The organism is Hyella patelloides LEGE 07179, from assembly GCF_900659865.1.
Lineage (GTDB): Bacteria > Cyanobacteriota > Cyanobacteriia > Cyanobacteriales > Xenococcaceae > Hyella > Hyella patelloides.
Genome location: NZ_LR213971.1, coordinates 1 through 12,497 on the forward strand (window position 1 = coordinate 1; position 12,497 = coordinate 12,497).

Here is a 12,497-nt window from a genome sequence, read left to right on the forward strand (position 1 = left end):
TAATCGCAAAGCGACGAATGATTTTGACAACAATCTTGCTTGCTACAATAACAGCAAGTGCTAATAAATAATCAGCTAAACTATTTTCAAAGAAAGTATTAGATAACGTATCCCAAGATAAAGTATTCCAATTCATATAATTGCAATTAAAATTGATAAACTGAAAAATGAAAAATTTCTCTCATTGTCTCCTATTACTAGGACTATTGAGTTCTAGCTAGGGATATAAAAAAAATATATCTTGGGATAGATTAATGATTTTTGGTAATTTTCTTATTTGTAAGATAAGTTATAACTTTTTTTCTCTCTTCGCTTTTCCCTTTTAATTCTTGTACTAAAAGCCATTTTTTAACCGTAGAAAAGGCTCAAAAACTCTTAGAAGCGAACGCTAATCTATCGTTGATGCTAAAGTAAGTTTAGAGATAGTGACTAACTATAGTGAACAACAAATAGAATATCAAAGTGTAAGCGATCGCTATTAGAAATTGAAAGTTAAGATTTACTGAGTTAGTTACTAATTAGCCAACCGTATTTGTTGACTGATTCTTATCCTGCCAAAGTTGAAAGATCGATTGCTCTTTTCTTGAGTAACTTCATAGCTTTATTTTTAATTTGTCTGACTCTTTCCCGACTGATACCACAGACATCACCTATTTGTTCGTAGGTCATAGTTTTGCCGTCATTCAAGCCATAACGCAGGCTAATAACATCTCGCTGTTTTGGGGATAAAGTATATAGTAGATTTTGGATCTGAGTGCGAATTTCTTGGTTGGTGACAAAATCTGAAGGAGAAGCACCATCATCAGCTAAAATTTGCCCTAATTCAGTCTGATTTTCATCAATAGTAATATTTAAACTTTTAGTACTAGCAATTCTTGATGCTTCTATCAAATATTTTAACTTTTTAATATCGATATTTAGCTCTTGAGAAATTTCACTATCTCTTGGTTTTCTGCCTAACTTCTGTGATAGTTGACGAGTTACTTTCTTAATTTTATTGAGGTCTTGAGTAATGTGGATTGGTAAACGAATTGTTCGAGCATGATTTGCGATCGCACGAGTTATTGCTTGTTTAATCCACCAATAACCATAAGTAGAAAACTTATAACCTTTACTAGCATCAAATTTTTCGGCTCCTCTCATCAAACCAATGCTACCTTCTTGAATTAAATCAAGCATTGATAAACCACGATTTTGATATTTTTTAGCAACAGAAACTACTAACCGTAAATTTGCTTGCACCATTTTTTGTTTAGCTCTTTGCCCTTGACGGATGATCTTTTTCTCTTCTGGAGTTAAATCTTCCTTGTCTAACAGAGGTAACATTGCTTTAATTTGTTTAGCAAGTTTTACTTCTTCTTCTGCACTCAATAAAGGAGTGCGACCAATTTCTTTTAAATAATTTCTGACGGTGTCACTAGAATTATTAGCCATGATTGATTTTGATTATTTGTTTGATATCTCGTAGTTATTCACTGCAAGTAATTTTGAAATTAATTGTCAATTGCTTTCAAATAAGAACAAGCAATATAGTTGTGGTGATTTAGTATCTGAGCTAGACGAAAAAAATATCTGAGTCACGTTTGTTCGATCCTTCATACTTTTTTATTACTCCCCCGCAGACCAAGGCTTAAGAAAGTCTGGGTAAAGAGTAAGACCACCATCAATAAATAAAGTTTGACCAGTTATATATGAGGCATCATCAGAAGCTAAAAAAGCCGTTATTGCAGCCATTTCTTCAGGAGTCCCCGCCCTTCCCATCGGAATATGACTTTCTACCTCTTTTCTTTTCTGAGGATCGTCCGTCCAGCTATTAATAGGTGTCGCGGTAGCACCAGGGGCAACTGCATTTACCCTAATACCATGAGGTGCATATTCTAGGGCTAGAGTTTTGGTCATGTTTTCCATTGCACCTTTACTCATAGAATAGCTCACATAAGTAGGTCTGGGAATAATTTCATGGACGCTAGAGACATTGATAATAATGCCACTATGACCCCGATCTAAAAAGTGTTTAATGGCTTCTCTGGCGCAAAGATAAGCACCGCGCAAATTAACCTGGATTACCTTATCAAAATCAGAAGTCTTTAATTTATGGGAAGGAGAAGCGGTTTGTATACCTGCATTGTTAATTAAAATATCCAGGCTACCCAGTTTTTCGACAACCTCATTGCACATCCGAATAATATCTGCTTCTTCGGAGACATCTCCTTTTACAGGTAACTCTCTACCTCCACAACCTCCAACTTGAGTACACATTTCATCAATTAATTCTTTTGTCTCTTCAAGCTTGTCTGGATCGTTGCGATAGTTGAGAGCTACATTAGCACCTTCTGTAGCAAAGTTAGCTGCGATCGCTTGTCCTATACCTGAAGTTGCCCCTGTAACTAAAACGTTTTTGCCCTTTAAACCTTTCATCTAAATTAGTTATATGTCTAAATTCCTCGTTACTTAATATATTTAGCAACTTATGAGAGCAGTACACATCCTTCTAAAGCTCTATAAAACAAAAGACTTCTCCTACTTGCGAGAGAAGCCTTAGTGGTTGCACTATGTCAAGATTATTGTCAAGATTATTCAATTCTTCTTTGCTCCAAATAGAGAGTCAACAAGATCTTTTTCCTGACTTAAAAACAATTCTTTATAGAGATTGTCCTTAAACATCATCTGTTTATGCATTTGCACCAGTAGGTATTGAGCTTCTTCGTGGGATAATTGCTGAACGCAATCGCTGAATGTCCTATGGTTAAATTCTTGCTCCATAGAAAGACTGTTTTCTAATCTATCCATAATTTTTGCCTTCTTGATTTATCTATATTATATGTGTATTGTAAATAAATTTTAATAAAACTTGACACTATCAAGAGTAGTAATTTCCGAAAAGTTGACTGTAGTAGTTATTCAAAAGTAGACAGTTAGAAGGATCGTTAAGTAGCAGGAGGACAATTATCTGCATAGCCAGAGCCAACTAAATCTATCTTTAGATAAATGTAACGCAACTTTAAAATAAATTACGTTAGTAAATAAGCCGAGATAGCATCTACTGAAGTTTACCTCACTTGAAGTTTACCTCACTGGAAGCTAGCCTCAGCTTATATTCACCTTGCTGGGGTTGTTTTTCACCGAGGATGTTGGCTTGTTAGCTAGCATCGCTGAAGTCGATCTCATTGGGGTGTTTATTTATTACTCTTACCATTTTTATTTTTAGGAATCGATTCAGGGTTGCGTACTTGAGGTGGTTGAGCGAGAGTTACAATCGCTCCAGTACGGTTAGTTTTGAGAGTAGAATCAAACAAAATATCATGCACGTCAACAGCTAATATTTCTTCAATTAAAGTTTTCAACTTAGATTCGATTGCCTCGTTGATAGCTCCATTTAACTGTTTAACGGTCTTACTGTCTTCTTCTGTATTAGCCAAAGTTTTTTCTACAGCCGTTAGTGCATCTTCGATGACAATTGCTAACTGATTACCAAAAAGTTGACAGGTGACTTTACTAGGAGAATGTTCTAATTCCTGACGATATAGTTTTTGTATACTTTGGGAAAGATTTCTTTCTAATTGTCCGCTAGTAGGTAAGTTTTGAGCCATTATTTTTTGATTTAAGTAGATCGCTGGCAATAAGCTGTCTCTTGAAAGATTGGGTTAATGTCAACGATGGGTATTATTAATCAGTCGCAACAACTAATTTCATCTAATAAAATATTAAATTAATCGAAAATTTTAGTAATGAGTCAAAAGTTAGACTTTGATCCTTTGTCAAAAGCTTCCCTTGGAAACCTCGTGCATACGCGGACTTACCGAACGCCCTAAAGGACTAGCTTCCCTAAAGGACTAGCGAAGCCGTCGCGCGAGTGTTGACAAATATCAACAAAATCAAGATTTAGGGATAGAGAAAGTAAAAGTAGTTCCTTGCCCTAAATGCTCGTTGCTAGGCGAATCTCTTCGAGATCGCACTGTAAGTTTTCCCTGATGAGCATTGATAATTTGCTGACAGAGGTACAAACCCAAGCCCTTACCAGATCGCCTGTGGTTTCCTTGATAGTATCGTTGAAAAATAGTTTGCTGTTCTTGAGGTGATATGCCAATTCCCGTATCTTCTACCTTTACCAAAACTTCTGAGTCATTTTGAGATAAAGACACTTGAACGCTGCCAGTATCGGTAAACTTAATGGCATTGCCAATTAAATTAGTAATTACTCGACGCAACTCTAAGCGATCGCCTTTAATCTTAGAAACATCATTTTCCAGATTGTGTAGTAACTTAATCCCTTTATCTATGGCTAGAGGTTCGAGTTCAGTAACGACTTCAGAAATTAACTGTTGCAAATCGACGGGGATAAAACTGAGAATTTTTTGCCCTAATTCATAGTGATGGGTTTCTAACAATGTATTGAGCATTTCCAGCATATTTTGATTGCTGCTGACAATATTTGCGAACGCTTCTTGTTGTTCGCAGGTAACATTACCAAAGGCTTGTTGGCTAATTAGAGCCAGCATTCGGTTAGCAGCTACCAAAGGGGTGCGTAAATCGTGAGTCAGACAAGAAACAAAGTTTTCTCTTTGATCGATAGTTTCCTTAAGGCGCAACATCGAGCGCACTCTGGCTTGTAGTTCATCAATTTGAAACGGTTTACGGACGAATTCATCTGCACCTGCATCTAATCCTTCAACTAAGCTAGATTCTTCTCTGGCAGTAACTAAAAGTATGGGAATAAAAGGAATACTTTTATCTTGACGGATGCGCCGTGTCACTTCGTAACCATCCATGCCAGGCATCATCACATCTAATAAAATAAGATTAGGGGGAGCTTGTTTAATTTGCTTTAATGCTGTTTCTCCATCATGAGCCAAAATAACTTGATGACCTTCTTGTTCGAGAGCTAATTGAACTAATAAAAGATTATCAGGACTATCATCTACCGCCAGTATATAACTACCTTTAACCGTTTTCGCAACAGACATTTCTCATTCTTATCAAAAAAATTCATATAAATATATATTATGCTAAATAATATTATTATATTTAGAAATCATACTTGCGAGTGATTTCTACAGTAAAAGTCACTCCTTTGCCTAATTTACTCTCTAATAAAGGAGCTTCGCTCCCTTTTTATTTTTTGTCCTGTACAGAGAAAAGTTGTATCTGAGTTAACCAAATTATGAAGAAACACTAAAATAATGAGTCATATTGAGCGATTGTAGTTTACAATGTTTCGATCTCGGCTTCCTGATATACATCTTAAGAATGATGGAATTAAAAATTAAATATTAGATATTCTAAATAAGGTAGATAATTAGTTTAATAAATAGTTTTTATTGGTAGAGATGAGTAATATTAGCGTCGTTTTAATTGAAGACCACGATCTAAGTCGCATTGGATTATGTGCTGCTCTCAAACAGTATCAAGATGTAGAAGTTATCGATAATGCTGCTAATGGAAACGATGGCTTACAGAAAGTAAAAACTCATCAACCTGATATCGCGTTGATAGACATTGGTTTACCAGATATCGACGGGATTGAAGTTACCCAGAAACTCAAGCAGTATCAAGCAGATAACCCAGATTTTAAGACTAAAGTTTTGATGCTTACCATGCATGACAGCGAAGATGCGGTAATGGCTGCGTTTGCTGCTGGTGCTGATTCCTACAGTCTCAAAGATGTCAGTATGGATAACTTGGTTCAAGCAATACGCAACACCCATGAGGGAAATGCTTGGATCGACCCTGCGATCGCTCGCATAGTATTAAAACAAGCTCAATCTACCAAAGTCACCTCAACCTCTACAAGCACATCTTCGCCTCAAGCTTCTGAAGATAATGATACTCAAGCAATTACAGCCGTAGCAGAAGAGTATCAGCAATTAATTGAAACTTACCCTTTGACAGACAGAGAATTAGAAGTTTTAGAGTTAATTGTGGCTGGTTGCAGCAATGCTGAAATATCTGAAAAGCTTTATATTACCGTAGGAACAGTTAAAACTCACGTCTGTCATATTCTCAACAAACTATGTGCTGATGATCGCACTCAAGCAGCAGTTAGGGCTTTACGAGCGGGGTTAGTTAAGTAACTCCTTAAGCCGATTTTTATTTTATTTAAAATTAGCTCGCTTGCCATTACTCAATTCAATCATGACATTGTTCGCGTATGACAATCGCGAACACAACTGCCATTTTCCTTGTTTACTCTGTTTTTTCTCTGCTTTGTACTTCAAAATGAGAATTGCTGAACGAAATACTCTTGTTTTGCCTATACTGTTTGTTATTCGTATTGTAAAGGGTTAAAAATAATAATTAAGAAATATTGAAAATATTAAAAATTTTTAGTAGTATATTCATAACTAAGATTTTCTAACTTAAAGTCTGCTTTCCTCAATAGAGCAAAGGTCAAGACTATTAACTTAGTGAGTATTTAGATCCAGTCTTTTATAGGTGCTTGATTGCCACTTTAGGAGTGCTTCTATTTGATACAACTACGGTTTAACATAGATGTACTCCACTTTGAGAAAAAACTTCGTAAAGCAACCTGAAAGTTATCAACCTTTAGTCTTAATAGTCGATAACGATCGTGACAACTTGTTGTTTGCTAGCTGCGTAATTGAATCAATGGGAATGAACTATGCAGCTACAGATGATAGTGAAGAATGTCTGGGTTTAGTATATGAAATATTCCCAGACATTATTTTATTAGACGTTGTGATGCCTAAAATTAATGGACTAGAAATTACTCGAATAATAAAACAAGATCAAAAGATTTCTCACATACCAATTATTGCTGTTACTGGATTAACTAAAACAGAAGATAAAAATAAGCTGATCGAAGGGGGATTTAATGACTATATCTGTAAACCTTATTTGATAGAAGAACTGGAATTTAAAGTTTACAGTTGTCTTAAATGTCCTTTGGTTTAAACTCAAAAACAGCGATTGCTCCTGTAATGTCGTTATCAATAGTAGTATCGCTTAAATAATCTACAACCTTGACATCTAATATCTCCTCGATAATATCTTGAATTCGAGGATGGATTATACTATCAATTGTTTCTCTTACCTGTTTGGCTAAATCAAGGCGATCGTTATCCTTTAATAGCTTTTCGGGCGAAGTTATTGTGCCGTCTAAAGTTATGATTAAAGTGCGATCAAATAACTTGTAAGAAACATTATCCAATTTATGATCTAATCGATCTCGGTAAACGTCCTTAATCTTTCGAGAAAGCAATGATTCTATTTTTTTGATTCTTATTACCTTATTATTCATATTACATATTAACTATTAACTGCATGAAAATAAACTGAAAACTGAGAGCTAAAAATGCAATAATATCTCACTACTAATTTTGACTTACTAAGTAAGTAGATACAATTAAATATAAGAACCGAATTTGGAGAAATTGTTAGCCTGAGTGTTTCAGAAGTATTTATCTACTGGCTGGGATATTATAAGTAAATACACCTACTTACTTATTTCTAACTTTTAACTTTAGGAATATTTTCTGGATTACGTACCTTGGGAGTTTTGCTCAAAACAACAATTATTCCCGTGCGTCCAGTGTCTAAAGTAGCGTCACTCAAGATATCAACTACTTTTACTTGAGTAATTTCTTCAATCAATTGTTTTAGTTCTGGCTGAATAGCATCGTCTAAATTAGAACGTACTTTTTCAGCTAGATCGTTTTGACCTTCATCAACCAAAATTTGCTCGGCATTAGTAATTGAATCTTCAATAATGACTGCTAGCTTGGCATCAAAAAATTGACTAGTTACTTTAGAAGGTTGATGTCCTAAATTACGATTATAGAATGCTTGAATTTTTTGAGAGAGTTTTCTTTCTAGTTGTCCGCGAGTTAATAGATTATCTGTCATTATTGTTATCCTTTAAATTTAGACCGTTATTTGTAAGCTGCTTTAATCGCAAGTTACGAATTAACAGTGTGAATTTGAAATCTGCTTTTGCTTAAAAAGCACGAGCATTTTTTGATGTTATTTTTGTCTTAAAATGGTTATCTAACTACAAAAAGTCAGACTATTATTTATTGTTAATTGTCACTTCTAAATCTATCAATTTTAATTGATAATTGCTATCTATCGCAAGATATAATCAAATTGTTACTTCTAATTTTTTAATTTTAACTTCTGAATTCTTACCTCTCAAGCTTTAACTTTTTACTTCATAATCTATCTTCAGACAGATCGCTTATCTAGAGGAAGAAAGATGTGAAAGCAATAGTCTACAAGATAAATTTATATTAGTTCAGAAACAAAGAAAAACAAATTTATGAATTTTTTATTACAAATTGCTAGTAGCGAACCTCATTTTCCTTATGCAGCAACAGCGGTTATGGGATTAGGGTTTATTGCAGCAGTCACTATTGGCTCGATCGCTTGGTACAATTCCAAACGTCCTGCTGGTTGGGAAAACAAAGAGCGTCCTGATATTGTTCCCAATGTTAATAAGTAATTCTCGCTTTTAAAATTATTAATTATATTCACACTTTGGAGATAAAAATCATGGAAAATAAAACACCCAACGATGCTAATTACGATCGCGCAATCACTTCAGCCGAAACAGCAGCCAGAATGGAAAGAGAAGGGGATAAATTTAAGCAAACTCCTGAAAGTGAAGGAGACATTGATACAACTTCTGGTTATACAGTAGATCGAGAAGGTTTAGCAAATAATTATGCCATTGAACCTGAGATGTATGTTGAAGAAAAATCTTAATTAGAATAAAGAATACAAAATAGAAAGCTGTAGGGGTAATTTATACATTACCTCTATTGCCCTTTGAGCTTTTAATTGATGGGTAAGGAGTTGACGCGAGTAGCAATTTACAAAATGTCCTAACCTTCTAACGTAATGCTATATTAACAAAGCTATCTGTTGAAACAAGCAAGAGGATTAATGTTAATACTCTCAACATCAGTAACATGAAAAATTGCCTAATTTACGGAAATTGTCAGATAGAACCGCTTCGAGAAATTTTAGAAACTCATAGCAATTTTGCTAGCAATTATCAATTTATCCAGTTACAACCAGTTCATTTATTACAGAAAAGTAATCTTGAAGATTTAAAATCAAAAATAGCTAAAACTGATTTATTTATTCATCAACTAGTATCCGATGATTATCAAGGAATAGAACAGTTAGGAACTAATTATTTATGTAGTCGTTTGCCATCAAATTCCCAGAAAATAGCGATTCCTGGGGCTTATTTTACTGGTTATCATCCTGCAATTATTAATCTAAAAGATGGTGATGGTAATAAAATAAACGAACCTTGTGACTATCACGATGTTAATTTGTTATATTTATTTGACCGTGGTAAAACTGTATCCGAAGCAGTTGCTTTAATTCAACAAGATGATTTTTATCAGCCAGAGTACGTTTTAAAAAATTTAGAAATAACCCTTAATGAATTACGCCGTCGAGAACAAGATTTAGATATTTGTATTTCTGATTTCATAAGTCAAAACTATCGAAAACAAAAATTATTTCACACTATAAATCATCCAGACATAACTATACTTAATTACCTGGCTGAGTGTATTTTAAACTTATTAGAATTACCCGTTAATAATCAACCAAAACATCTTAATGAAGTATTGGATTTTACAGACTTTCCGATTTATCCTTCCGTTGCTCAAGCTTTAAAACTTGATTTTGATATTAAACCTCAATATCGCATTAAGGGAGAAACCCTTAGTTTAAAACAAACCGTAGAATTATTCTTTGATTTTTATGCCGAAAATCGGGAATTAGTAAAATTGAATATTATTCAACATCAAGAAAAATATGCTGTAACTGTTTGCGGTATACAGGTTAAATCAACCCAAATTTTTAGCACTCAAATATTAGATCGTTCCCATAACTCCGATAATGCCGATGATTTGTTAGATTGTATTCGTCAACAAACCTTTCAAGACTTATTAGATTTAGCCGAACAACACTGCAATAACGATCGCCATCAAGAAGCGATCTCATTATGTCAAGCAGCCTTAAAAATTGATTCACAAAGTATTCAAGGCTGGCGACAATTGGCACATTGTTATGAAGCAAAAGGCGAGTTAAAAGCAGCTATTACAGCAAGCGATCGAGCTATCAGTATCGATCCCGAACAAGCCGATAGTACTATTCATCAAGCAAGACTTTTAGAATTACAGGGTAAAACCCTTTCTGCCAAAAAACTATACCAACAGGCGATTTCGCTTGATGAAGCACAACCACCTTGGGTATACAGACATTTTGGTAATGTCTTAATGAGCGAAAATAATCCCGCAGATGCAACTATCGCCTATCAGAAAGCGATCGCCCTTAATCCCGATTTTGGAGCGCAAATTTATCTTAGTTTGGCTAATGCGTACTGTAGACAACAACAATGGCAACAAGCCAAAAATGCTTATAATAAGGCTTTGGATATTAATCCCGATCTTCAAGAGCAAATTGCGCAAAAACTGAAAAATATAACGGCTAATAGCTAAAATCAAGAAATCAGATCGCTAAAAACTAGCCACCTTCAATATAAAATCTGATTTTTTTAAATACTGCTTTAAAGAGTTAAAGTTGTTTAAACAATTCCAAGCATTCATCCGCTAAAACACCACCAATAACTTCGATATTCTGAAATCCTTTCTCAGCAACAGTTTTACAAGCTAAATCTATTTGTTTTGTTCCCAGATTGATTAGTTGTTCTGTTGAGGCACCAAAAACTACCTTAGAAACTCCCGCCCAAACACAAGCTGCTGCACACATAGGGCATGGTTCACAAGTAGTGTATAGAGTATAACCAGACAAAGCATTTAGTGAATAACCGTATTTTTGAGTAAATGCTCGCAAAGCATTAATTTCTCCATGAGCCGAAACATCATTATCTGTCTGTGCTGTATTGTAGCCACGAATCACAATCTTATTATCTTTTACGATTACAGCACCATAGGGTAAGTCACCTTTTTTAGCTTCTACCAATGCCTCATGCATAAATTTTTCGTAATCCATATTTTTTTATTTCTTAACTTTACTTTAAAATTAGTTTGTAGCTAAATCCTAATTCAACTTGTGACTTTTCTCTTAATAACCCAGTAAATAGTAGCCGAAAAAATTCCAATTAAAACAATAGTAGAAATAGGCTTGAGATACATTCCTACCTGTTCGTAATTAGCTCCAAAAATATAACCAGCACCAGTCAAGAAGCTTACCCAAAAAATAGTACCTATTGCCGAATAAATTAGAAAAAAAACTAAAGGCATTTTACTAATACCTGCTGGTAAAGAAATATAAGTACGAATACCTGGTATAAGACGACCGATCGCGGTTGCTGTATAGCCTCGGCGATCAAACCAAACTTTGGCTTTTACGACATCTTCTCCTGAAAGAGTTAGCCATTTACCATAGCGATCTGCAATTTGTTTAGTTCTGTTTAAGCCCCAATATTTACCTAAAAAATACCAAGGAGTTGCTCCTAATACTGAACCAATAGTTCCAGCAATAGCAACCAAAATAAAGTTCATCTTACCTTGAGTTACGGTAAACCCCGCTAAAGGCATAATTAACTCTGAAGGAATCGGCGGAATTAAATTTTCTAACGCCATTAATAAAGCAATTCCCACATAACCGAGGGAATCAATTGTATCGATAATAGATTCAAGCATTATTTGGTTATTAGTTATTAGTTGTTAGTTAAATTCCCCAGAATTATAATCTCGCTTCAGCGATGCACTGTGGAATCGCTAGAAGCTTGATAAACGTTCCAATTACGAATCTGACGATTTAATAAAATAGCTTCTGCACCGCTTATTTCAGCTTCTGTACCTTCTACTAAGACAACGTAATAACCTTGAGATAAAAGCTCGTTATAATATATAGCCTGTTCTTCTGGGATACCCCAGCCAATCAACGCACCCACCAGACTACCACCAGCAGCACCAATACCAGTACCTAAAAGAGTGTTACCCAACAACACTGCCACCTCAGTAGCCACCCCAATACCAGGAATTGCTAGAACACTAAGGCTTCCAATCACGCCTAATATTCCTCCTGTAGTTGCTCCCATGATTGCTCCTGTTTCTGCGCCATTTTTAGCTCTTTCAGAACTAGATTTAACTTTCACACTAGCTAGGGTTTCTTCATCTTGAGGGTTGCTGGCGATCGCAGATATTCGATCCATATTGAAGCCAGCATCTCTAAGCTCTACTAGAGCTTTCTCTGCATCCTGACGGGTGGGAAATGTGCCGACAGCACGCTTTTGTTGCTGCTTTTGATTTTTCACGCGTAAAATACATAATCTTATAACTACACCCTTGATTATGGAGAAATTTGACTAAAAAAACATCCCACCACAGATGTAAAAAAGTTCCAGAATGTTGAATCATAATTATTTTTTTTGTAAAAAGAAGGACGAAATCGAGATCTATCTATCTCAAGTTCTAGATCGATATTGCTCTTAAAGTAGAGGTGGCTAGTAATACATTTTTTGTATAATTTGTGCTGTACAAAGAATATAG

Annotated in this window: 14 protein-coding genes and 1 pseudogene; 5 read left to right on the forward strand and 10 right to left on the reverse strand. The window is 35.0% G+C overall.

Going from position 1 to position 12,497, the window contains the following annotated elements; genetic code table 11:
- Positions 1-546: 546 nt before the first annotated feature.
- From H1P_RS24120 to H1P_RS24140, 5 genes are all read right to left on the reverse strand, one after another.
- Positions 547-1,434, reverse strand: coding sequence for a sigma-70 family RNA polymerase sigma factor (locus H1P_RS24120; protein WP_144872139.1), 888 nt, complete (start codon positions 1,432-1,434; stop codon positions 547-549).
- A gap of 174 nt (positions 1,435-1,608) precedes the next feature.
- The gene (locus H1P_RS24125; RefSeq protein ID WP_144872141.1) at positions 1,609-2,418 is read right to left on the reverse strand and encodes a glucose 1-dehydrogenase; all 810 of its coding nucleotides are present in this window, start codon (positions 2,416-2,418) and stop codon (positions 1,609-1,611) included.
- A 159-nt stretch (positions 2,419-2,577) separates the two neighbouring features.
- The gene (locus H1P_RS24130; protein WP_144872143.1) at positions 2,578-2,790 is read right to left on the reverse strand and encodes an NblA/ycf18 family protein; all 213 of its coding nucleotides are present in this window, start codon (positions 2,788-2,790) and stop codon (positions 2,578-2,580) included.
- Positions 2,791-3,176: 386 nt separating this feature from the next.
- On the reverse strand, positions 3,177-3,590 hold the full coding sequence (locus tag H1P_RS24135; protein WP_144872145.1) for a Na-translocating system protein MpsC family protein: 414 nt from the start codon (positions 3,588-3,590) through the stop codon (positions 3,177-3,179).
- A gap of 285 nt (positions 3,591-3,875) precedes the next feature.
- Complete coding sequence (locus tag H1P_RS24140) at positions 3,876-4,964, reverse strand: ATP-binding response regulator (protein WP_144872147.1); 1,089 nt, start codon at positions 4,962-4,964, stop codon at positions 3,876-3,878.
- A 363-nt stretch (positions 4,965-5,327) separates the two neighbouring features.
- On the opposite strand from H1P_RS24140, the gene H1P_RS24145 reads away from it, so the two are divergent.
- Both H1P_RS24145 and H1P_RS24150 read left to right on the forward strand, forming a co-directional pair.
- Positions 5,328-6,071 carry a response regulator transcription factor gene (locus H1P_RS24145; RefSeq protein WP_144872149.1) on the forward strand — a complete coding sequence of 248 codons (744 nt, stop codon included), beginning with the start codon at positions 5,328-5,330 and terminating at the stop codon, positions 6,069-6,071.
- Between the two features lie 418 nt (positions 6,072-6,489).
- Complete coding sequence (locus H1P_RS24150) at positions 6,490-6,912, forward strand: response regulator (protein ID WP_144872151.1); 423 nt, start codon at positions 6,490-6,492, stop codon at positions 6,910-6,912.
- Here H1P_RS24150 and H1P_RS24155 read toward each other — a convergent pair.
- Together H1P_RS24155 and H1P_RS24160 are read right to left on the reverse strand one after the other, a co-directional pair.
- Positions 6,893-7,258: a Na-translocating system protein MpsC family protein gene (locus H1P_RS24155; protein ID WP_144872153.1), complete on the reverse strand. Its 366-nt coding sequence runs from the start codon at positions 7,256-7,258 to the stop codon at positions 6,893-6,895. The two genes, H1P_RS24150 and H1P_RS24155, sit on opposite strands and share 20 nt — an antisense overlap.
- Before the next feature lie 209 nt (positions 7,259-7,467).
- Positions 7,468-7,863: a Na-translocating system protein MpsC family protein gene (locus tag H1P_RS24160; RefSeq protein WP_144872155.1), complete on the reverse strand. Its 396-nt coding sequence runs from the start codon at positions 7,861-7,863 to the stop codon at positions 7,468-7,470.
- A gap of 412 nt (positions 7,864-8,275) precedes the next feature.
- On the opposite strand from H1P_RS24160, the gene psb35 reads away from it, so the two are divergent.
- The 3 genes and pseudogenes from psb35 to H1P_RS24175 all read left to right on the forward strand — a co-directional run bounded on the left by psb35 (position 8,276) and on the right by H1P_RS24175 (position 10,478).
- Positions 8,276-8,458: a photosystem II assembly protein Psb35 gene (psb35, locus tag H1P_RS24165; protein WP_144872157.1), complete on the forward strand. Its 183-nt coding sequence runs from the start codon at positions 8,276-8,278 to the stop codon at positions 8,456-8,458.
- Positions 8,459-8,508: 50 nt separating this feature from the next.
- Positions 8,509-8,712: pseudogene (locus tag H1P_RS24170) on the forward strand (hypothetical protein); the annotation flags it as partial.
- 215 nt (positions 8,713-8,927) lie between these two features.
- The gene (locus tag H1P_RS24175; RefSeq protein ID WP_144872159.1) at positions 8,928-10,478 is read left to right on the forward strand and encodes a WcbI family polysaccharide biosynthesis putative acetyltransferase; all 1,551 of its coding nucleotides are present in this window, start codon (positions 8,928-8,930) and stop codon (positions 10,476-10,478) included.
- A 76-nt stretch (positions 10,479-10,554) separates the two neighbouring features.
- On the opposite strand, the gene H1P_RS24180 is transcribed toward H1P_RS24175, so the two are convergent.
- The 3 genes from H1P_RS24180 to H1P_RS24190 are packed head-to-tail and all read right to left on the reverse strand — an operon-like array spanning position 10,555 to position 12,262.
- Complete coding sequence (locus H1P_RS24180) at positions 10,555-10,992, reverse strand: nucleoside deaminase (protein WP_144872161.1); 438 nt, start codon at positions 10,990-10,992, stop codon at positions 10,555-10,557.
- Between the two features lie 53 nt (positions 10,993-11,045).
- Complete coding sequence (locus H1P_RS24185; RefSeq protein WP_144872163.1) at positions 11,046-11,645, reverse strand: DedA family protein; 600 nt, start codon at positions 11,643-11,645, stop codon at positions 11,046-11,048.
- A 56-nt stretch (positions 11,646-11,701) separates the two neighbouring features.
- Positions 11,702-12,262 (reverse strand): general stress protein, encoded by a 561-nt coding sequence (locus tag H1P_RS24190; protein ID WP_144872165.1) that lies wholly within the window; start codon positions 12,260-12,262, stop codon positions 11,702-11,704.
- Positions 12,263-12,497: the final 235 nt, after the last annotated feature.